This is a genomic window from Peribacillus sp. NPDC058002 (assembly GCF_042886655.1).
In the GTDB taxonomy this organism is placed as follows: domain Bacteria; phylum Bacillota; class Bacilli; order Bacillales; family DSM-1321; genus Peribacillus; species Peribacillus aracenensis.
This window is the reverse complement of the sequence record NZ_JBHVQU010000001.1, coordinates 52061-72412: the sequence shown is the minus strand read 5'-3', so window position 1 is coordinate 72412 and position 20352 is coordinate 52061. Positions and strand designations below refer to the sequence as shown.

20 protein-coding genes and 1 tRNA gene are annotated in these 20352 nt (G+C 42.4%); 18 read left to right on the top strand and 3 right to left on the bottom strand.

The genetic code is table 11. The annotated features are described in order from the left end of the window. The first annotated feature begins 357 nt into the window (after nt 1-357). The 7 genes from ACFVSH_RS00335 (at nt 358) to ACFVSH_RS00305 (ending at nt 7128) form a co-directional block, all read left to right on the top strand. Nucleotides 358-1860 carry a tetratricopeptide repeat protein gene (locus ACFVSH_RS00335; RefSeq protein WP_387601069.1) on the top strand — a complete coding sequence of 501 codons (1503 nt, stop codon included), beginning with the start codon at nt 358-360 and terminating at the stop codon, nt 1858-1860. A gap of 104 nt (nt 1861-1964) precedes the next feature. Next, nucleotides 1965-2912: a thioredoxin-disulfide reductase gene (gene trxB, locus ACFVSH_RS00330; protein ID WP_387704300.1), complete on the top strand. Its 948-nt coding sequence runs from the start codon at nt 1965-1967 to the stop codon at nt 2910-2912. A gap of 540 nt (nt 2913-3452) precedes the next feature. Beyond that, nucleotides 3453-3911, top strand: coding sequence for an NUDIX hydrolase (locus ACFVSH_RS00325; protein WP_063233957.1), 459 nt, complete (start codon nt 3453-3455; stop codon nt 3909-3911). A gap of 42 nt (nt 3912-3953) precedes the next feature. Beyond that, complete coding sequence (rapZ, locus tag ACFVSH_RS00320) at nt 3954-4853, top strand: RNase adapter RapZ (protein WP_141992821.1); 900 nt, start codon at nt 3954-3956, stop codon at nt 4851-4853. Continuing rightward, nucleotides 4843-5829 carry a gluconeogenesis factor YvcK family protein gene (locus tag ACFVSH_RS00315; RefSeq protein WP_387704298.1) on the top strand — a complete coding sequence of 329 codons (987 nt, stop codon included), beginning with the start codon at nt 4843-4845 and terminating at the stop codon, nt 5827-5829. The genes rapZ and ACFVSH_RS00315 overlap by 11 nt, the downstream gene beginning before the upstream one ends. Before the next feature lie 67 nt (nt 5830-5896). Beyond that, complete coding sequence (gene whiA / locus ACFVSH_RS00310) at nt 5897-6850, top strand: DNA-binding protein WhiA (protein ID WP_387601062.1); 954 nt, start codon at nt 5897-5899, stop codon at nt 6848-6850. Nucleotides 6851-6870: 20 nt separating this feature from the next. Beyond that, a complete protein-coding gene (locus ACFVSH_RS00305; RefSeq protein WP_048688029.1) occupies nt 6871-7128 on the top strand; it encodes an HPr family phosphocarrier protein in 258 nt (85 codons plus the stop codon). A 96-nt stretch (nt 7129-7224) separates the two neighbouring features. On the opposite strand, the gene clpP is transcribed toward ACFVSH_RS00305, so the two are convergent. Further along, nucleotides 7225-7833 carry an ATP-dependent Clp endopeptidase proteolytic subunit ClpP gene (clpP, locus tag ACFVSH_RS00300; protein ID WP_063233960.1) on the bottom strand — a complete coding sequence of 203 codons (609 nt, stop codon included), beginning with the start codon at nt 7831-7833 and terminating at the stop codon, nt 7225-7227. 289 nt (nt 7834-8122) lie between these two features. Here clpP and ACFVSH_RS00295 point away from each other — a divergent pair. The 9 genes from ACFVSH_RS00295 (at nt 8123) to eno (ending at nt 17413) form a co-directional block, all read left to right on the top strand. Next, nucleotides 8123-8194 (top strand) — tRNA-Arg (locus ACFVSH_RS00295). A gap of 316 nt (nt 8195-8510) precedes the next feature. Beyond that, nucleotides 8511-9848 (top strand): RNA polymerase factor sigma-54, encoded by a 1338-nt coding sequence (gene rpoN, locus ACFVSH_RS00290; protein ID WP_311202557.1) that lies wholly within the window; start codon nt 8511-8513, stop codon nt 9846-9848. A gap of 5 nt (nt 9849-9853) precedes the next feature. Further along, on the top strand, nt 9854-10105 hold the full coding sequence (locus ACFVSH_RS00285) for a glutaredoxin family protein (RefSeq protein ID WP_387704296.1): 252 nt from the start codon (nt 9854-9856) through the stop codon (nt 10103-10105). Between the two features lie 139 nt (nt 10106-10244). After that, entirely contained in the window at nt 10245-11279 is a 1035-nt protein-coding gene (locus ACFVSH_RS00280; RefSeq protein WP_387704294.1) for a sugar-binding transcriptional regulator, read from the top strand. A 32-nt stretch (nt 11280-11311) separates the two neighbouring features. Continuing rightward, the gene (gene gap, locus ACFVSH_RS00275; RefSeq protein ID WP_076368241.1) at nt 11312-12319 is read left to right on the top strand and encodes a type I glyceraldehyde-3-phosphate dehydrogenase; all 1008 of its coding nucleotides are present in this window, start codon (nt 11312-11314) and stop codon (nt 12317-12319) included. A gap of 247 nt (nt 12320-12566) precedes the next feature. Next, a complete protein-coding gene (locus ACFVSH_RS00270) occupies nt 12567-13751 on the top strand; it encodes a phosphoglycerate kinase (RefSeq protein ID WP_192207076.1) in 1185 nt (394 codons plus the stop codon). Between the two features lie 46 nt (nt 13752-13797). Continuing rightward, on the top strand, nt 13798-14559 hold the full coding sequence (gene tpiA / locus ACFVSH_RS00265; RefSeq protein WP_106027029.1) for a triose-phosphate isomerase: 762 nt from the start codon (nt 13798-13800) through the stop codon (nt 14557-14559). After that, a complete protein-coding gene (gene gpmI, locus ACFVSH_RS00260; RefSeq protein ID WP_349728748.1) occupies nt 14552-16087 on the top strand; it encodes a 2,3-bisphosphoglycerate-independent phosphoglycerate mutase in 1536 nt (511 codons plus the stop codon). Before tpiA ends, gpmI begins: the two co-directional genes overlap by 8 nt. Nucleotides 16088-16117: 30 nt before the next feature. Then, entirely contained in the window at nt 16118-17413 is a 1296-nt protein-coding gene (eno, locus tag ACFVSH_RS00255; RefSeq protein ID WP_063574712.1) for a phosphopyruvate hydratase, read from the top strand. A gap of 219 nt (nt 17414-17632) precedes the next feature. Here the strand turns inward: eno and ACFVSH_RS00250 are convergent, their stop codons facing one another. Continuing rightward, on the bottom strand, nt 17633-18457 hold the full coding sequence (locus tag ACFVSH_RS00250) for a M15 family metallopeptidase (protein ID WP_260286285.1): 825 nt from the start codon (nt 18455-18457) through the stop codon (nt 17633-17635). Between the two features lie 55 nt (nt 18458-18512). After that, entirely contained in the window at nt 18513-19055 is a 543-nt protein-coding gene (locus ACFVSH_RS00245; RefSeq protein ID WP_387604147.1) for a hypothetical protein, read from the bottom strand. 175 nt (nt 19056-19230) lie between these two features. On the opposite strand from ACFVSH_RS00245, the gene secG reads away from it, so the two are divergent. Both secG and ACFVSH_RS00235 read left to right on the top strand, forming a co-directional pair. Next, nucleotides 19231-19464, top strand: a complete 234-nt coding sequence (gene secG, locus ACFVSH_RS00240) for a preprotein translocase subunit SecG (RefSeq protein WP_057912046.1) — start codon at nt 19231-19233, stop codon at nt 19462-19464. A 140-nt stretch (nt 19465-19604) separates the two neighbouring features. Next, a complete protein-coding gene (locus tag ACFVSH_RS00235) occupies nt 19605-20351 on the top strand; it encodes an alpha/beta hydrolase (protein ID WP_387704292.1) in 747 nt (248 codons plus the stop codon). The last annotated feature ends 1 nt before the right edge of the window (nt 20352 follow it).

Below are 20352 nucleotides of genomic sequence, written 5' to 3'. Positions count from 1 at the left end.
ATTTGGACGTTGATTTCCACTCAAGAAACTCGCTTTCCGCGGGCGGTCCGGAAGCCTCCTCGGCCTGTGCCTGCGGGGTCTCACCTAGACGCGTCTTTCCCGCAGGAGTCTCGCACCTTCCTCTCCAATCAACTTCTGCTACAAAATTTAGTGAAAACCATACCTGAGATTGGAAGGTGTTGCTTTGTTCGGGATTATTATGATGAAAGAGAATCCCCATTTGGCTGGGGATATAATTCCGATTTTTTCTTAAAGAAAGCATGGTAATTAACTTTTTCCATTTTCTTGAATTGTTCGGCAAATTTTCTCCAATATGTTATAATACTATGGTTAATCAACTTGTAGATGGAGGATTACATGAGTAAAGACTCTAAATTTGGCCAACAGGCACAAATTCTAACTTTTCACCCAACAGGTGAGTATTATTTCACCAAGGGTTTAAAAGCTTATCATAGACGAGAATTACCTAAATCAAAAAAATACCTGGAACGTGCGCTGGAACTTGAACCTGCTGAACCGATGATAGCCTGTCAATTGGCAATCACCTGCTCGGAAATCGGTGAATATAATTATTCAAACAACCTATTGGAGAACATCTTGGATGTGATGGATCCCTATATGTCGGAATGTCATTACTTCCTGGCGAATAATTATGCCCACTTAGGCATGTTCAAGGAGGCTTATCGTCACGCCAGTGCTTATCTTGATAAAGAAGAAGACGGGGAGTTCAGCGATGACGCAGAGGATCTGCTTGAACTGATAACTTTTGAGTCGGATGAATCAGAAGAAAACCCCTTTAAGCATGATGGGCTCATTACCAAACAGGAACAAGCCCGTGAGTACCTGGAATCAGGCAATTTCCCGAAGGCAATCGAAGTCCTGAAAGAAACGATTGCAGAGTACAAGGATTACTGGTCCGCTTATAATAACCTGGCACTTGCCTATTTCTATCTTGGTCAAGTAAATGAAGCGTTTGAAACACTTGATGAGGTATTGGAAAAAAGTCCGGGAAACCTGCATGCGCTTTGTAACCTTGTCGTTTTTCATCATTATCAACAGGATGAAGCAAAGGTTGAAGAGCTCATACAGATGCTGGATAAGATTCGGCCGATGCTATCCGAACATCGTTTCAAGCTTGGAGCGACCTTCGCTTTGATCGGAAACTATGCTTCTGCATATAAATGGCTGAAAGGACTCCAAAAGCAAGGATTTGAGGGAGATGGAACCTTTTACTATTGGCTTACCATTTCCGCTTACCACTTAGGTCATGAACAGTCTGCCAAAAAGGCATGGAAAAAGGTCGTGGAAATGAACCCGGAAAAGGAAGGCATGGAGCCTTGGGGAGATATGAATGCAACTTCAGATGGTTTTGAACATCACTTTCCTTCTATTACAAAAAGGCTGGAAAGTGAATTCATCGAGGAAAGGCTGTTTGCCATTTTCCTTCTGAAACATTCGGTTCATAAACAGAAGCTATTGAAAAACCAGGTCCTTAACCTAAATCAGAATTTCACTGATTTGGAACGTGATTATGCCGAACTTGTTCAAGTTCCTGCTAAAGATCGCCAATTAACACCGATTGATTTTGCCGATCGTACAGCCGAGTTATTATATCGGCATTTCCAACCGATACAATTAAATGAAGCCGGGCTCTATTTAATGTGGTTTTCCGTCTTCATCGAAGCGGTGAAATCCGAGCAGAAGTTAAATAATCCCGCAGGCTGGGCATCTGCTGTGGAGTACGTGTGGAATCAGCTTAAAAATGAGAAGGTGAGCAAACAGGCAATAGCAGACAAACATTTCATATCGGTGTCCACCTTATCGAAGTACGTGAAGTTGGTGGAAAACTTACTGGGATGAGCAAATATTTGGACGAAAAATTATTTGTTATATAGGATAATAGGTAGGGAACACTAACTCGTAGTGAAGGTTCCATTTGTAATGGAATATGGAGGAGTGAAGACATGTCTGAAAAAATTTATGACGTTGTTATTATTGGAGCTGGTCCTGCAGGGATGACGGCTGCTGTCTATACATCACGTGCGAACCTCTCAACATTGATGTTGGAACGCGGAGTACCGGGCGGGCAAATGGCAAATACTGAAGAAGTGGAAAATTATCCTGGATTCGACACGATACTCGGACCTGAACTTTCAACGAAAATGTTTGACCATGCAAAGAAATTCGGTGCGGAGTATGCCTATGGGGATGTTAAGGAAATCATTGACGGTGAAGAGTATAAAACGATCAAATCCGGTTCCAAGGAATTCAAAGCACGTTCAATCATCATTTCATCTGGTGCCGAATACAAGAAAATCGGCGTTCCAGGCGAAAAAGAATTGGGCGGCCGCGGTGTATCGTATTGTGCAGTTTGTGATGGTGCTTTCTTCAAGCAAAAAGAACTGTTCGTTATCGGCGGTGGAGACTCTGCTGTTGAAGAGGGTGTGTACTTAACCCGTTTCGCCTCAAAAGTGACGATCGTACACAGACGTGACGAACTTCGTGCTCAAAAGATTCTTCAAGATCGTGCATTTGCCAATGAAAAAATTGACTTCATCTGGAATCATACTTTGAAGGAAATCAATGAAAAAGGCGGCAAAGTCGGCGGTGTCACTCTAGTTTCCACTGAAAACGGAGAAGAGAAAGTGATGGACGCAGACGGTGTATTCATTTATATCGGAATGCTTCCGCTAACTAAACCATTTGAGGACTTGGGCATCTTGAACTCCACAGGCTATATTGAAACGAATGATCGGATGGAAACACGCGTCCCTGGTATTTTTGCTGCTGGTGACGTTCGTGAAAAAACATTGCGCCAAATCGTCACAGCTACAGGCGATGGAAGCATTGCGGCTCAATCCGCTCAGCATTTTGTTGAGGAGCTTCAAGAAAAATTGCAGCCAAAGGCTTGATTTTCAAGAATATATAATCGTAATTCCGTTTTAACGACGTTGTAACACGCATGAAATAATTATTGGGTATAGTATGGGTAGAAGTTGACCCCCTTTAATTATAAACGTTTAAGGACACAGATTGAGTTTCTGTGTCTTTTTTTTGTTTTCCTGCTTTGAGACTATATCCTTGGTTCCAATTTTTAGGTGGTATTTAATGTGAAATAAGCTAGCCCTTTGCATTTAGGCAGCGAAAGTGGAGAAGAATAGGAGTTAAGCAGGATAAAGGCTTACCTATGTGATTCTTTGCGAATGAATATTCCCCCAATGCAGGAAGTTTACTTTATTGTTAGCTCATTTCAAAAATAGTATAATGATAAGATATACTAAACATAATCTTTCATAATGGTAAGAAGATGAAAAAATACAACTTGTTTGAACTATTAGCATTTGTAAATCGCCAAATGGATATCTAGCGGCGGTTTAAGGATATAAACTGAATCTCTCCAACATGGGGGGGAAAGTTTCTATAGTCGAGCAGAGCCAATTGAGGTGAAGAACGTGCAACGTGTCACAAACTGTGTATTGATAAAAGATAATCAAATCCTCTTATTGAAAAAGCCTAGACGCGGATGGTGGGTAGCTCCAGGCGGCAAGATGGAACCTGGGGAATCTGTACGCGATGCTTGCATTAGGGAATATCGCGAAGAAACGGGTGTTTATTTAAAAAACCCTTCCATCAAAGGTATTTTCACCTTCATTATGAAGGACGGAGATAAAGTTTTGTCAGAATGGATGATGTTCACTTTCTTTGCAACGGATTCCGATGGTGTAAATGTGGATGTTTGTGAAGAAGGGGAGCTTAGCTGGCATCCGGTTGAAGATGTTAAAAAGCTGATGATGGCCGAAGGTGATTTTCACATCCTTGACTATATGGTTCATGGAAGTGGGATCATCTATGGAACATTTACCTATACGCCTGAATTTAAGCTGCTTTCTTACCGATTGGATCCAGGTTAATTTTTAAATATAAAAAAAGATATACATGGGGGCGGAGAAACTATGAGTACAGGGCAGATGAGTGAAACGCAATTGGTCATCATTACCGGAATGTCCGGAGCGGGTAAGACAGTGGCGGTTCAAAGTTTTGAAGACCTCGGCTTTTTTTGCGTCGATAATTTGCCGCCCACGTTATTGCCAAAGTTTTTGGAGTTAATGAAGGACTCCGGGAATAAGATGAATAAAGTGGCCCTTGTCATGGATTTAAGGGGGAGGGAGTTTTTTGATTCCTTATTTCTTGCACTGGATAATTTAACGGATACTGCTGCAGTATCACCAAGAATCCTTTTTCTTGAAGCTGATGATGATTCCCTGGTACGCAGATATAAGGAAACGAGAAGGACCCACCCACTTGCTCCATTAGGACGGCCATTGGAAGGCATTAAAATGGAACGGGAACTTTTGGACGAATTGAAGGGAAGGGCTCAATTGATCTTTAATACTTCCCAACTGAAACCGCGCGAATTGAGGGAGAAAATCGCTTCGGAATTTTCTGCCGATAAAAGTGTCGGCTTTACAGTCAATGTCATGTCGTTCGGGTTCAAGCATGGCCTGCCCATAGATGCCGACCTAGTGTTTGATGTGCGTTTCCTGCCCAATCCATATTATATTGACCATATGAGACCAAGGACTGGCTTGGAACAGGAAGTGTCGAGTTACGTTTTAAAATGGAGCGAGACGCAAAAGTTCTTGGAAAAAGTGACCGATCTGCTTGCATTCATGCTTCCATATTATAAACGTGAAGGGAAGGCACAGCTTGTTGTTGCGATTGGTTGTACAGGCGGTCAGCACCGTTCGGTAGCGTTGACGGAGTATATTTCAAACCACTTCAAAAAAGATTACAGGGTTCAAGTATCACATCGCGATATCGAGAAAAGTAAGGGGAAAGCAGATGTTAAATAATAAGAAACAACCTAAGGTTGTGATCATTGGAGGGGGAACCGGCCTGCCCGTTTTGCTGAGAGGGTTAAAGAAGCATCCAGTGGATATTACGGCAATCGTTACGGTAGCTGATGATGGTGGCAGTTCAGGCCGCCTTCGCGAGGATATGGATATCCCCGCTCCGGGTGATATTCGTAACGTGCTGGCTGCATTATCGGATGTAGAGCCCCTTGTTGAACAAATGTTTCAACATCGCTTTCAGAGTAAAAATGAGTTGTCCGGGCATTCGCTGGGGAATTTGATACTGGCGGCAATGGCTTCGTTGACAGGCGATTTCGTCCATGCGATCCAGGAAATGAGCAAATTCCTTAATGTCCGAGGTAAAGTGCTTCCGGCTGCCAACCAAAGTGTGGTTCTCCATGCGGAGATGGATGACGGAACGATTGTTACAGGAGAATCCAAGATCCCCTTCTCAGGAAAGAAAATAAAAAAAGTTTTTCTGTCTCCTCATCATATAAAGCCGCTCAGTGAAACTCTCCAGGAAATCAAGCAGGCAGATCTTATTGTCATAGGTCCAGGAAGTCTATATACTAGCATTCTGCCTAACTTACTTGTCCCTGGCCTAGGAGAAGAGGTTGCCCGTTCCAAGGCTAAAAAGGTGTACATTTGCAATTTGATGACACAAGCCGGCGAGACGCTGGATTATAGTGCGAGCGATCATATAAAAGCGATATATGACCATATGGGGAATGCATATATTGACAGGATACTTGTTAACAATGAAGAAATACCAACCGAGATTCAGCAACGCTATCAGGCTGAATATGCCAAACCGGTCATGTATGATGTGGAAAGTTTAAAACGGATGGGTCTTGAAATCATACAAGAACGCATTTTCAGCTATGAGGGGAATGTAATACGCCATGACACGAAAAAAGTGGCGGATTTGCTTTATAACATGCTTATAAATGAAACTAAAAGCCCCATAATACCGTAGATATAAGCGGGGCCGGTTTTTTGATTGATAAAAATAGATTACCTGCGTTCGATTGGGGGTGAAATGGATGTCTTTTGCTTCAGAAACGAAAAAAGAGCTTACTACATTAGAGGGAAAGGATTGCTGCGGTAAGGCGGAATTGTGTGCGCTTATCCGGATGAACGGATCCCTTTCATTTTCTAATCGGAAGCTTGTTGTGGATATTCAAACTGAAAATGCTGCGATTGCCAGAAGGATTTATACGCTGCTGAAAAAAAGTTATGAGGTCCAGGTCGAGCTGTTGGTCCGTAAAAAGATGAAGCTTAAAAAGAATAATGTATATATTGTAAGGATGTCATCCGGAGGGCAACGGGTTTTAACCGATTTGGAAATTTTAGGCGATGGCTTTGAAATTCTCCATGATATATCCGATACAATTGTTGGGAAGAAATGCTGTAAGCGTTCTTATCTGAGAGGTGCATTTCTTGCGGGGGGTTCGGTAAATAATCCGGAAACGTCTTCCTATCACCTCGAGATTTTCTCACTTTATAAAGAGCACAATGATGCCTTATGTGAGCTAATGAATAAGTTTGGCTTGAAGGCCAAGACACTTGAACGCAAGAAAGGGTACATCATTTATTTGAAAGAAGCCGAAAAAATTGCCGAGTTTTTAAGCATAGTTGGCGCCCATTCAGCTTTATTAAGGTTCGAGGATGTACGGATTGTCCGTGATATGCGTAATTCAGTGAATCGGCTTGTGAATTGTGAAACAGCCAATTTGAACAAAACGATCGGGGCCTCATTGCGCCAGGTCGAAAATATCCATTATATCGAGGATACGGTAGGGCTAAGCATATTACCGGATAAGCTTCGGGAAATTGCGGAGCTTAGGGTAGCGTTTCAGGATATAACCTTAAAGGAACTTGGGGAAATGGTATCCGGGGGAACCATCAGTAAGTCCGGGATTAATCACCGATTACGAAAGATTGATGAAATAGCTGACAGACTCCGTGGGGGAGAGGCTATTGCTGCGAAAAAATAAAGCTAACAGGGGAGATCAAGATGGTGGAAAAACAAGTTGAGGTAAAATTGAAGACGGGTTTGCAAGCGCGGCCGGCGGCTCTTTTTGTACAAGAAGCTAACCGCTTTCATTCAGATGTTTTTCTTGAAAAAGAAGGAAAGAAAGTGAATGCAAAAAGTATAATGGGGTTAATGAGCCTTGCCATCAGTTCTGGCGTGTCCGTGAAGTTGATCGTCGAAGGACGCGATGAAAAAGAAGCGTTAGAGGCATTGGAAGAGTTCGTTCAGCAAGAGGGTTAAAAGAAAAGGATGCCTAAAAGTGCATCCTTTTCTTTTATCATGTAAAAAGGCTCCGGAAGTCGCTTGAGGCGATCTCCGGAGCCTTTTGTTGCATAATCATTTAGAGTCTTTTTTGTCATCAAGGATGCTGCGCGTGATGACTTTGTCAATCAAGCCATATTCAAGTGCTCTTTCGGAAGTCATGAAGTTATCACGCTCCGTATCTCTTTGAAGGACTTCAATAGGTTGACCAGTACGTTCTGCCAGGATTTGGTTCAGTTTATCTTTCAAGTGAAGGATACGGCGGGCCGCAATTTCAATTTCCGTAGCTTGACCTTGAGCTCCTCCAAGCGGTTGGTGAATCATGACTTCACTGTTTGGCAACGCATAACGTTTGCCTTTTTCGCCAGCAGCCAATAGGAAAGCGCCCATGGAAGCGGCCATACCGATGCATACTGTGGATACATTTGGTTTGATATATTGCATAGTATCGTAAATGGCCATACCGGAAGTGATGCTCCCGCCAGGGCTGTTGATGTATAGAGTGATATCTTTTTCAGGATTTTCTGCTTCTAAAAATAGTAATTGAGCAACAATAGAGTTGGAAACATTATCGTCAATTGCACTTCCTAGCATAATGATCCGGTCTTTTAATAAACGGGAGTAAATATCGTAGGCGCGCTCCCCACGACTTGTTTGTTCGATAACTGTAGGAATTAAATTCATGTTCATTTCCTCCTTCGATTAAGAGAATCATTTAAATTCTTTATGTATGTATGATACACTTTTTGGTCAATTTAGGTCAAACAAAACAAACCCTATAATGAATAATTTGTTCGACAATTTTCTGGCTAAGGCTCCTTCCCGATGGATTACTTTATCTATTATGCCGCACAGGGATGAATTTCCATATTACCCATAATACCCAAAAGCCGAAGTTTTAAACCTGATAACCCTTGCAAAGAAGGGGATTCTATCATATAATGAAGTCTGTTAAAAAAATATTTTCTATTACGCCCTCGTAGTGCAACGGATAGAACGCAAGCCTCCGAAGCTTGAAATGCAGGTTCGATTCCTGCCGAGGGCATTACCAATCTTCTGCTTAATAAAGTGGGGGATTTTTTATTGGGCATTTTTAAGTGTCCCCTAAGATTTTTGGCGAATTCACTCGTTTTCCGTAATATTCCATCGAATCCTGTAATGTCATTCCCGTCTTGAAAATATTCGCCCACACTATTGAAAAATGGTGATTTTTCAATAAAAGTAGTTGTTAAATTTGCATTTCTAACATATAGTATTTAAAACAAATAAACTATTCAGAAAAAAATCGTAAGCGTTTTCATGGGTTTTTGTGTAGAATTTTCTCCTGATAATGTAAAATGGAGTAGGGGAGGGATGAATCGATGAGTATGAATATGAAAGCAGGACTTTTTCAACAGCAAACATTAAAGATGGCAATGACCCAGGAGCTTATGCAAGCTATTACATTGCTGCAATACTCCTCGCAGGAGCTATCGGCTTTTTTAGAAAATAAAATGGTGGAGAATCCATTACTGTCAATAGATCAGCCAACAGCTTCTTTATTTCAGCCAACTTTTGACCGGAAAAAGGGTAAACGGACTCTTAAAAATACGTATGATGCCAATTATTGGATTGAACAGATCAGTGAAGATACTTTATCGCTTGAACAGCATATCATGTCCCAGGTGAATCACCAGCAGTTTTCAGGTGAGCAGCAGAAGGCAATGCTGCTATTAATTCATAACCTTGATGAAAACGGTTACTTAAGGACACAGCTGGATGATATATGCGTCCCAGGCATATCTCCGGCCGCTTTGGAAGAGAGTCTCTCGTTCTTACAGGAACTCGAGCCGCATGGCATTGGGGCGAGAAACCTTCAAGAATGCCTTTTGCTTCAGGTGAAAGCAGAAGGGGAGAACCTGCTGGCGGAATCGATCATAGAAAATCATTTCCTCGATTTTGCTGAAAAGCGCTGGAAAGACCTAAGTAAGAAAATCGGTGTTACAATGAAGGAGATTCAAGAAGTCTTTGATTATGTCCAGACGTTGAACCCGCGTCCGGCTTCACTCTTTTTTCAGGAAAAGCCTTCTTATATAGTGCCGGATGTTGTCGTGGAAGTTCGGGATGGCATGCTGCTTGTCGGGAATTATGATGGTAACACACCCAATCTTAATGTGGATAAAGGGTATTTAAACCGAATGAAGAGCCATAAGGATCAGGGAGTCCAACGGTTTATCCAGGATAAGTGGCAGGAATACCAATGGATCTCCAGAGGAATCCAACAAAGAAAGGAAACTATATTGAAGGTCATTCAGTGCATCGTCGAAAAACAGCCGGCGTGCTTTCATCATGGCCTGAACTATTTGAAGCCGATGACGATGAAAGAAATAGCTGACGAACTTGGTATACATGAGTCCACAGTAAGCCGGGCGGTTAAAGGGAAATACGTTCAGACACCATTTGGCACGATAGAGATGCGGATATTTTTCACCACTTCTTTACAATCAGTCGGCCTTGATGAGGATATGTCGGGCATGCAAGCAAAAAAGAGCCTGCAGGCAGCCATCAATGGGGAAAATAAACAAAAGCCGCTTTCGGATCAAGATCTGGCAGAACGGTTGAAAGAAGAGCATGGAATTATCCTGGCACGCCGAACCGTTGCCAAATACCGGGAACAATTAGGGATCCCTTCTTCATCTAAACGAAAAAGATATGATTGAAAAGGATGAGTGGTTTGGAATCAAATGCGTTTGTCTTATATAGTAGGGATAAATGCCCGTTATGTGATAAAGCCAAGCAGGTACTTAATGAAGTGAAGGCGGAGTCGGGCATAGGCTATAAGGAAATAGATATCCATACCGATGATGATTTGCTAGAGAAATTCGGGCTGATGATTCCTGTCGTAAAATGGAAAGATGATATCGTTCAATTTGGAAATGTTGATAAATCAGCTCTAAATAGGCTTTGGGAAAAATAATTTTTCAAATCATTTGAAGAAACATTCCGTTCCTGCTAGAATAAAATATGTAGCAGGAATATTTTTTTGTTTTAAGTGGGACAAAAAATGACTACGCGGGACAATAAGTGTCCAACTTAACTTTTTAGGAGTTTTAAATATGCGTACATTACTCGAGGTACAAAGAAAATTATTACCAGATTTCCTTCTGGTTATGCAAAAAAGATATGATATCCTGCGTTATATCAAAATGATGCAGCCGGTTGGAAGGCGCAGTCTGTCCGTGAGCCTTAATTTGACAGAACGGACGCTTAGAGGCGAGGTTGATTTTCTGAAAAGTCAGAACCTAGTTAACATATTCAGCTCTGGCATGACGCTGACTGATGAAGGGATTGAAATCCTGGATAAGTTAGAAGGAATAATGCGTGAAGTAATGGGTATAGACATAATGGAACGGCAATTGCAGGATTTGTTACAAGTGGATGAGGTCATTATCGTCTCAGGAAATTGTGATGAGACCCCATGGGTGAAAAAAGAATTGGGTAAAGCTTGTGCAAACCGTATGAAACGGGAATGGAACTCAAAGAATATCATTGCGGTCACTGGCGGATCGACAATGGCCGAAGTGGCCAATTCGTTGTCGCCTGATGATGCGTCGAAGAAATTGATATTTGTCCCTGCCCGCGGGGGAATCGGTGAAGCAGTGCAGAATCAGGCCAATACGATTGTCGAAAAAATGGCACAGAAGGCACAGGCTTCATACAGAGTGTTATATGTACCCGATCAATTAAGCGGTGAGGTTTATGCTTCGTTTCAGAAGGAACCTGCAATTAAAGAAGTGATTTCGCAAATTAAATCTGCCGATATGATCATTCATGGAATCGGTGATGCCATGGCGATGGCAGAGAGAAGAAATTCTTCGCCAGAAATGTTAAAGAAGCTGTTAGATGGAAATGCTGTAGGAGAGGCATTCGGTTATTACTACGATGAAAACGGCAAAGTTGTTCATAAAGTTTTGACAGTCGGCATTCAGTTAGATGATCTTAGCCCTGAAAAGCGAGTGATAACTGTGGCAGGTGGTAAAACTAAAGCAAAGGCTATCCGCTCCTACATGAAAGGCGCACCTTCATCAACCGTTTTGATCACGGATGAAGCGGCGGCACAAGAGTTAATTCAGGGGAATTACACCCCTTAATATATTTGCGAACTTAAAAGGAGGAATTTTTCATGGCAGTAAAAGTTGGTATTAATGGTTTTGGACGTATTGGACGTAATGTATTTCGTGCAGCATTGAGTAATCCTGGGGTAGAAATTGTTGCTATTAACGACTTAACGGATGCTAATATGTTAGCGCACCTTCTTCAATACGATACAATTCATGGATCTCTTAATGAAAAAGTAACAGTTGATGGGGATTACCTTGTGGTTGATGGTCACAAAGTAAAAGTATTGGCTGAACGTGATCCTGCACAATTAGCATGGGGTGAACTAGGAGTAGAAGTAGTTGTAGAATCTACGGGACGTTTCACAAAACGGGCAGATGCAGCTAAGCATTTAGAAGCGGGCGCGAAAAAAGTAATCATCTCTGCTCCTGCATCTGATGAAGATATCACGATTGTCATGGGTGTAAATGAAGACAAATATGATGCAGCAAACCACCATGTAATCTCTAATGCTTCTTGTACAACGAACTGCTTGGCTCCATTTGCTAAAGTGCTTCATGAACAATTCGGAATCAAACGCGGTATGATGACTACAGTTCACTCATATACAAATGATCAGCAAATCCTTGATTTGCCTCATAAAGATTACCGCCGTGCACGTGCAGCTGCCGAGAATATCATTCCTACAACAACTGGGGCAGCAAAAGCTGTTGCACTTGTCCTTCCTGAACTTAAAGGGAAGTTGAATGGTATGGCAATGCGCGTACCTACTCCAAACGTGTCTGTTGTCGACCTTGTTGCAGAGCTTGAAAAAGACACAACAGTTGAAGAAGTTAATGCAGCATTCAAAAAGGCTTCTGAAGGCGAATTAAAAGGAATCCTTGAGTACAGCGAACTTCCGCTAGTATCAACTGACTATAACGGTAACCCATCATCATCTACAATTGATGCCCTTTCCACAATGGTAATGGAAGGAAACATGGTTAAAGTATTATCTTGGTATGATAATGAAACAGGATATTCTAGCCGTGTTGTTGATTTGATCGACTATTTGGCTAAAAAAGGATTGTAATTAGAATAATAAAAAAACCTCACCAAGGTGAGGTTTTTTTTATCACACCTCTAAAAAAACTTGGCAGAAGATGATATTATTAGTAAGTCATTAATCAGTCAAGCGTTTACATTTCTTGTTTTTGGATAATTTCCTGGAAACCGACTATAATGAAAAAGAGAAAAGGGGAGTTGGGAAATTTACCCTCTCCCTTTTTGACTAAAAGAATCAAAAATATGATAACAATATCTAAGGAGGTTCTTGGATTATGAATAAAAAGTCGATTAAAGATATTGAATTAAAGGGGAAACGCGTCTTTTGCCGTGTTGATTTCAATGTGCCGATGCAGGACGGGGAGATTTCGGACGATACTAGAATCAAAGCAGCACTGCCGACGATTTCCTATCTGACGGAACAGGGGGCTAAAGTCATCCTAGCCAGCCATCTTGGCCGTCCTAAAGGACAAGTCGTTGAAGAATTGCGTCTGGCACCTGTTGCAAAAAGACTAAGCGAACTTAGTGGCAAAGACGTGCAAAAGGCAGAAGAAGCATATGGAGAGAACGTGCAATCAATCATCGCTAACATGCAAAATGGCGAGATCCTGTTGTTGGAAAACGTTCGTTTCTATCCAGGAGAAGAGAAGAACGATCAAGAATTGGCGAAGTCATTTGCTGCACTGGCTGATGTTTATGTTAACGATGCATTCGGAGCTGCGCATCGTGCACATGCTTCAACTGAAGGGATAGCGCACCATCTTCCAGCTGTTGCCGGATTGCTGATGGAAAAAGAGCTTTCTGTACTAGGAAAAGCCCTATCGAACCCGGAACGTCCTTTTACAGCTATAATTGGCGGAGCAAAAGTAAAGGATAAGATAGGCGTTATCGAAAACCTTTTGGAAAAAGTCGATCACTTGATCATTGGTGGTGGTCTGGGTTATACATTCATTAAAGCGCAAGGCCATGAAATTGGTAATTCTTTATTGGAAGAAGACAAAATAGAATTGGCCAAATCTTTCATCGAAAGTGCAAAAGAAAAAGGCGTAAAACTTCACTTGCCTATCGATGCAGTCGTAACGGCTGAATTTTCACCTGATGCAGAGGCAGAGAATGTCGATATCGATGCTATTCCAAATGATAAAATGGCTCTTGATATCGGTCCAAAAACAAGTGATTTATTTGCGGATGTGATCAAAAGTTCTAAGCTTGTCATTTGGAATGGACCAATGGGTGTATTCGAGTTCGATAAATTTGCGAATGGAACGAGAACGGTTGCTGAAGCATTGGCGGAAGCGAAAGATACGTACAGCATTGTAGGCGGAGGGGATTCAGCCGCAGCTGCAGAAAAGTTTGGCTTGGCAGAAAAGATGTCCCATATTTCAACTGGCGGCGGTGCATCTCTTGAGTTCATGGAAGGCAAAGAGTTGCCTGGCGTTGTGGCCTTGAACGATAAATAAGATCAATCCGTTACATATTTCAACTTTAGAAGGGATGAGGAACCAAATGCGTAAACCGATTATTGCAGGAAACTGGAAAATGAATAAAACACTATCTGAAGCGACTGCCTTTTTAGAAGAAGTGAGCAATTTGATTCCGAAGCAAGATGTAATCGATACGGTTGTATGTGCTCCAGCTTTATTTTTGGATCAGCTGGTTCAAGCAGCAAAAGGAACCGATGTGAAAATTGGGGCGCAGAACATGCACTTTGAAGAAAGCGGTGCTTTCACAGGAGAAATCAGCCCAATCGCATTGGCTGATCTTGGTGTATCCTACGTCATACTTGGTCATTCCGAGCGCCGGGAAATGTTCAACGAAACGGATGAAGCCGTTAATAAAAAAGCTCATGCCGCTTTTGCCCACAAGTTGACACCGATCGTATGCTGCGGTGAAACACTTGAGCAAAGGGAAGCTGGCGAAACGAATGATTTCGTAGGCAGCCAGATTGAAAAAGGCTTGGCAGGATTATCCGACGATCAATTGAAACAAGCTGTTATTGCTTATGAGCCGATTTGGGCGATTGGAACAGGAAAATCGTCATCTGCTCAAGATGCAAATGAAGTTTGTGCACATATCCGTTCAGTTGTTGCCGACAAATTTTCAAATGAAGCAGCTGCAGCCATCCGCATTCAGTACGGTGGGAGTGTAAAACCTGAGAATATTAAAGAGTACATGGCACAACCTGATATAGACGGTGCATTGGTTGGCGGTGCAAGTTTGAAATCCGATTCATTTTTACAATTGCTGGAGGCTGGTCACTATGAGTAAGTCGCCTGTGGCACTTATTATCTTAGACGGTTTTGGCTGCCGTAACGAAGAAAAGGGAAATGCTGTTTATCATGCGAAAAAACCGAACTTTGACCGTTATTGGGAACAGTATCCGCATTCCCATTTAACGGCAAGCGGGGAAGCGGTCGGCTTGCCTGCCGGTCAAATGGGGAACTCGGAAGTGGGGCATTTGAATATCGGGGCAGGACGGATCGTTTATCAAAGTCTGACCCGTGTGAATCTGGCTATCCGTGAAGGCGAGTTTGCACAAAATCCAACTTTGGTCGATGCCATGAGCCATACTAAGGAAAAAGGCACGGACCTTCATCTTTTCGGTCTTCTTTCAGATGGCGGCGTGCACAGTCATATTGATCATATGTATGCCCTCCTGAAATTGGCCGCAAAAGAAGGAGTTAAAAATGTATATGTACATGCATTTTTAGATGGCCGTGATGTGGGACCGAAAACGGCGCAGGGTTATATTAAGGAAGCGGAAGCGAAAATGAAGGAAATCGGTGTTGGTCAGTTTGCGACCATATCCGGAAGATATTATTCGATGGACCGTGATAAGCGCTGGGAACGTGTGGAAAAATCCTACCGTTCGATGGTGTATGGTGATGGCCCTGCTTACTCTTCTGCGATGGAATGTGTCGAGGATTCCTACGAACACGGCATTTTTGACGAGTTCGTGATACCTTCGGTCATAACGGCGGAAGACGGTAAACCGGTGGCAACGATTAAAAATGATGATGCCGTAATCTTTTATAACTTCCGTCCAGATCGGGCGATTCAGATTTCCAATACGTTCACGAATGAGGATTTTCGCTCATTTGACCGCGGTCCTGGACATCCGAAGCATCTCCATTTTGTCTGTTTGACACATTTTTCAGAAACAGTTGACGGATATGTTGCATTTAATCCGACAAATCTTGATAATACATTAGGGGAAGTACTTTCCCAAAACCAGCTTACCCAGCTTCGTATCGCTGAAACTGAAAAATATCCGCATGTGACGTTTTTCATGAGCGGCGGACGTGAAGAGAAGTTTCCTGGTGAAGAGAGGATTTTAATTAATTCTCCGAAAGTCGCTACATATGATTTAAAACCGGAAATGAGTGCTTATGAAGTGACGGATGCATTGGTGGAACAGATTGAGGCTGACCGTTTTGATGCCATTCTCTTGAATTTTGCCAACCCGGACATGGTTGGTCATTCAGGGATGCTTGAGCCTACCATTAAAGCGATTGAAACAGTGGATGAATGTCTAGGCAGGATTGTCGATTTAATCGTCTCAAAAGGCGGTACAGCAATCATTACAGCTGACCATGGGAACGCTGATGAAGTCGTAACGCTTGAAGGCGACCCCATGACAGCCCATACTACGAATCCCGTGCCTGTCATTATCACAAAAAATCAGGTAACATTAAGAACAGGTGGTATCTTAGGCGATTTAGCTCCAACGATGCTTGATTTGCTTGGAGTCGAAAAACCTGTTGAAATGACAGGGAAATCCCTATTATCTAAATAAAATTGTGAATAGGAAAAGGAGAGATTTATAATGCCGTACATTGAACATGTATATGCACGCGAAGTGCTAGATTCCCGTGGTAATCCAACAATAGAAGTAGAAATCCAAACAGAGTCCGGATACTTCGGACGTGCGATCGTACCATCAGGTGCTTCAACAGGGGAACATGAAGCGGTTGAGCTTCGTGACGGAGATAAATCTCGTTACCTGGGTAAAGGGGTACAAAAAGCAGTCGATAATGTAAATGATATCATTGCTGAAGCTGTCATCGGTTTGGATGTAACGAACCAAGCAGGCCTTGACCTTACTATGATTGAATTGGATGGCACTGAAAACAAAGGAAACCTGGGAGCTAATGCAATCCTTGGCGTGTCAATGGCTGCTGCCCATGCCGCTGCGGAATTTTCAGGTTTACCATTGTACCGTTACCTTGGTGGGTTCAATGCGAAACAACTTCCAACTCCAATGATGAACATCATTAACGGAGGATCACATGCCGATAACAATGTAGACTTCCAGGAATTCATGATCCTTCCTGTAGGCGCTCCTAGCTTCAAAGAAGCAGTTCGTATGGGTGCTGAAGTATTCCATGCGTTGAAATCTGTCCTTTCTGCCAAAGGCTTGAATACGGCAGTCGGCGATGAGGGCGGCTTTGCGCCAAACCTTGGTTCAAACCGTGAAGCGTTGCAAGTCATCATCGAAGCGATCGAAAAAGCTGGCTACAAAGCAGGCGAAGATATCTACCTTGGCATGGACGTAGCTTCATCTGAATTCTATAACAAAGAAACAGGCAAATATGATCTTGCAGGAGAAGGCCGCAATGGCGTTACATCCGAAGAAATGGTTGCTTTCTATGAAGAGCTAGTGAATGAGTTCCCTATTCTTTCCATCGAAGACGGCTTGGATGAAAATGACTGGGATGGCCATAAGCTTTTAACGGAGCGCATCGGTTCTAAAGTTCAATTGGTGGGTGACGATCTTTTCGTAACGAACACGAAAAAATTGGCTGAAGGCATTGAAAAGGGCATTGGTAACTCCATCCTGATCAAAGTGAATCAAATTGGTACACTTACTGAAACGTTTGATGCAATCGAAATGGCTAAACGCGCAGGCTACACTGCAGTCGTTTCCCACCGTTCCGGTGAAACGGAAGATGCAACGATCGCTGACATCGCCGTTGCAACAAACGCGGGCCAAATCAAAACGGGTTCCATGTCCCGTACAGACCGTATCGCTAAATACAACCAACTACTTCGCATCGAAGACCAGCTTGGTGACTTGGCTGTATATGGCGGCTTGAAATCTTTCTATAACTTGAAGAAGTAATTATTTTGGGATTCCGCTTCTGGCAAGAAGCGGATGGATTCATTATAATGATTTCTTTTAACCTCCCATTCAATGTGAGAATGCACATTGAATGGGAGGTTTTTTTGCCTATAGCGTTAGCCGTCCAGTCACTGATTCCAGCTTGGTTCAGGGCTGATAAAAGGAGTTAATCAAACGTTTGATTAATAAAAAAAGGTGCCGCATCCGGGCACCTTTTTTTTATTTATTCGATACAGCTTCCACTGGTACGGCATTATAGTATTCTTCCAATGTGCTCTTCGTTTGGAAAATTTCAGTTGCGGCATCGACACCTACATAGCGGATGTGCCATGGTTCGTATTTATACCCTGTGATGTTTTCCTTGCCTTCCGGATAGCGGATGATAAATCCATATTCATGGGCATGCTCGGCAAGCCAGGTCGCTTCATTCGTATCACCGAAGCAGTCTTGGGCAGCACATGCACCGTCGTGGGTCGTAACATCAATCGCGAGACCCGTTTCATGCTCGCTTGTCCCAGGCATTGCACTGTAGGTTTTCGCTTTTTCTTCCCCGTCCTTTGCCACATAGTTATTAAAGACCGTGATTTGTGTTTGATGTGAACGGTACGCGGAAACACCGGCAAAGTGCATGTTTTCTTTTTCGGCAGCCTGGAACATTTTTTCAAGAGCCTTTCCCGCTTCTTCGCGCATCATTCTTTTTTCAATTTTATCTTGAAAGATGAAATCCACTTTTGGGTAGATAAGGTCATCAGGTTTGTAATCTTCCGGCAGGCTGTATTGTTTATTGACAAGTACAGGTATGCTTTCCGGGTTGGCTAATGTCTGAAGGCCAGCCTGTGCGGGTTTAACCGTTTCATCAACTTCCACCTGACGTTGGGCCGATTCATTTGAATCATGATTCTTATCAGTTTCTGACTCCTTATCCTGGGAGCTCGGTTGTTCTTCTTTTGGCTCTTTTTTATCATCGCTGGTCAGGTCGAATGAACAGCCAGCCATCAGAATGAAAGATGATAGAGCAGTTGCTGCAAATATAGGTTTTAACATATGAAAGGCCCCTTGCTTTTAATATAAGATTTCCAATAAAAATAGTTTTGAAAGATTATCGTGATAAGTAATCCCTTGTTAATTCACTTTGATATTTATCAAGAAATAAGCCAATCCAGACCACCATCAACAAAAAAGGATAATCATTACGGACTGCGGTTTGCACGACGGGATCAGACCAAAAGTGCGATAGGAAACCAGATGACATCCTGATTGTCTCGAATGTGACAAGGCCGTGCAGCGATAACCAAAGGATCGTAAGGGTATTGGTCCCAAACCCGATGACCGCTGCTATGATGCTCAGCAAGACAGCTGCTGCCCCGATCAGGAGGACATGGAAGTTTGATTGGAAAAAGTCGATACCGCTATTGGAAAGTCCATTATAAATAATAGCAGTAAAATAAACGGTTGTCGTGATATATGCAGCAAATAATAAGTATCGATTTCCGTGATACTTTGCCAGCAGCAATAAAAGCGGTGATAGGATGATTAATAGGACACTGATAAGATTGCTTCCGCCTGTCCATAAAGAATAGCCGGCAACCGCCGAGAATAGGATGGTCAGGAGATCAAGAATCCGAAGTATGGACTTAAACATGTTGACACCTCTTTCTCTATTTATACAAATTATCTCAAACTTTGTTTCAAAAAGAAATAAATGACTATGGGTTTTAGGAATTCTTACCATCATAGTATAACAAAGATTGTGGATATTTATTGGGTGTGGTAAAGTTAAAGTAATTGTTTATTGGTTCTTCAGGAGGTGTAATTGCATGCATGCATTTCTCATAACGCTTTTAGTGATTGTCAGTATCGCCCTCATTGTGACGGTATTGCTTCAATCAGGTAAGAGTGCAGGTTTATCTGGTGCGATTGCCGGCGGTGCCGAGCAGCTATTCGGAAAGCAAAAGGCACGCGGTTTGGACCTGATTTTACATCGTGCAACGATAGTATTGGCGATTTTATTCTTTGCTTTAACTTTACTTGTTGCTTTCTTTGATGTGTAATGTATCAAAAATGAGTCTAGCTAATTAGCTAGGCTTTTTTCTTTGCACAATAGTTGCATGAATAGATATAGTGATTTTAGTACTTAATTATAGGATAGGGATATTTTTCATTCTATTTACTGATAAAGGAGTTTGAAGTCATGAAAATCAAGCTGCAGCAGCCCTTTACTTTTGAAGCCGGAAAAAGGGCGGTCTTACTTTTACATGGATTTACGGGGAATTCGGCGGATGTACGGATGCTGGGCCGTTACTTGGAGAAACAGGGATACACCTGCCATGCCCCGCACTATAAAGGGCATGGCGTCCCGCCAGAGGAGCTGGTGAAAACGGGCCCGGAAGATTGGTGGAAAGATGTCATGATGGCCTATGATTTTCTGAAAAGCAAAGGCCATGAAGAAATTGCTGTTGCCGGACTCTCATTAGGAGGCGTATTTTCTCTTAAATTAGGTTACACTGTACCTATAAAGGGTATCGTATCGATGTGTGCGCCTATGCATATTAAAAGTGAAGAAATGATGTTTAAAGGAGTATTGGAGTACGCCAGAGAATTTAAGAAGTATGAAGGAAAAACTCAAGAGCAAATAGAGCTTGAAATGGACCTCCTTGCCGATAAACCGATGAATACATTGAAGGCCCTTCAGGAATTGATAACGGATGTAAGAGAGCACGTCGACCTTATTTACGCTCCGACATTTGTCGTGCAGGGCCGGCATGATGATGTTATCAATCCAAAAAGTGCCGATATTATTATTGATTCCATTGAATCACCGGTCAAACGAATCAAGTGGTATGAAGAATCCGGCCATGTCTTAACACTTGATAAAGAAAAAGACCAGTTGCATGAAGATGTATTGGAATTTTTAGAAAGTCTGGATTGGTCCGAATAAC

Coding starts and splice junctions, on each gene's coding strand:
- ACFVSH_RS00235 (WP_387704292.1), top strand. CDS start 19,605: ATGAAAATCAAGCTGCAGCAGCCCTTTACTTTTGAAGCCGGAAAAAGG.
- ACFVSH_RS00250 (WP_260286285.1), bottom strand. CDS start 18,457: ATGTTAAAACCTATATTTGCAGCAACTGCTCTATCATCTTTCATTCTG.
- ACFVSH_RS00245 (WP_387604147.1), bottom strand. CDS start 19,055: ATGTTTAAGTCCATACTTCGGATTCTTGATCTCCTGACCATCCTATTC.
- ACFVSH_RS00270 (WP_192207076.1), top strand. CDS start 12,567: ATGAATAAAAAGTCGATTAAAGATATTGAATTAAAGGGGAAACGCGTC.
- ACFVSH_RS00285 (WP_387704296.1), top strand. CDS start 9,854: ATGAGTGGTTTGGAATCAAATGCGTTTGTCTTATATAGTAGGGATAAA.
- rpoN (WP_311202557.1), top strand. CDS start 8,511: ATGAGTATGAATATGAAAGCAGGACTTTTTCAACAGCAAACATTAAAG.
- gap (WP_076368241.1), top strand. CDS start 11,312: ATGGCAGTAAAAGTTGGTATTAATGGTTTTGGACGTATTGGACGTAAT.
- ACFVSH_RS00280 (WP_387704294.1), top strand. CDS start 10,245: ATGCGTACATTACTCGAGGTACAAAGAAAATTATTACCAGATTTCCTT.
- gpmI (WP_349728748.1), top strand. CDS start 14,552: ATGAGTAAGTCGCCTGTGGCACTTATTATCTTAGACGGTTTTGGCTGC.
- ACFVSH_RS00305 (WP_048688029.1), top strand. CDS start 6,871: ATGGTGGAAAAACAAGTTGAGGTAAAATTGAAGACGGGTTTGCAAGCG.
- rapZ (WP_141992821.1), top strand. CDS start 3,954: ATGAGTACAGGGCAGATGAGTGAAACGCAATTGGTCATCATTACCGGA.
- ACFVSH_RS00335 (WP_387601069.1), top strand. CDS start 358: ATGAGTAAAGACTCTAAATTTGGCCAACAGGCACAAATTCTAACTTTT.
- secG (WP_057912046.1), top strand. CDS start 19,231: ATGCATGCATTTCTCATAACGCTTTTAGTGATTGTCAGTATCGCCCTC.
- clpP (WP_063233960.1), bottom strand. CDS start 7,833: ATGAATTTAATTCCTACAGTTATCGAACAAACAAGTCGTGGGGAGCGC.
- tpiA (WP_106027029.1), top strand. CDS start 13,798: ATGCGTAAACCGATTATTGCAGGAAACTGGAAAATGAATAAAACACTA.
- whiA (WP_387601062.1), top strand. CDS start 5,897: ATGTCTTTTGCTTCAGAAACGAAAAAAGAGCTTACTACATTAGAGGGA.
- ACFVSH_RS00315 (WP_387704298.1), top strand. CDS start 4,843: ATGTTAAATAATAAGAAACAACCTAAGGTTGTGATCATTGGAGGGGGA.
- trxB (WP_387704300.1), top strand. CDS start 1,965: ATGTCTGAAAAAATTTATGACGTTGTTATTATTGGAGCTGGTCCTGCA.
- eno (WP_063574712.1), top strand. CDS start 16,118: ATGCCGTACATTGAACATGTATATGCACGCGAAGTGCTAGATTCCCGT.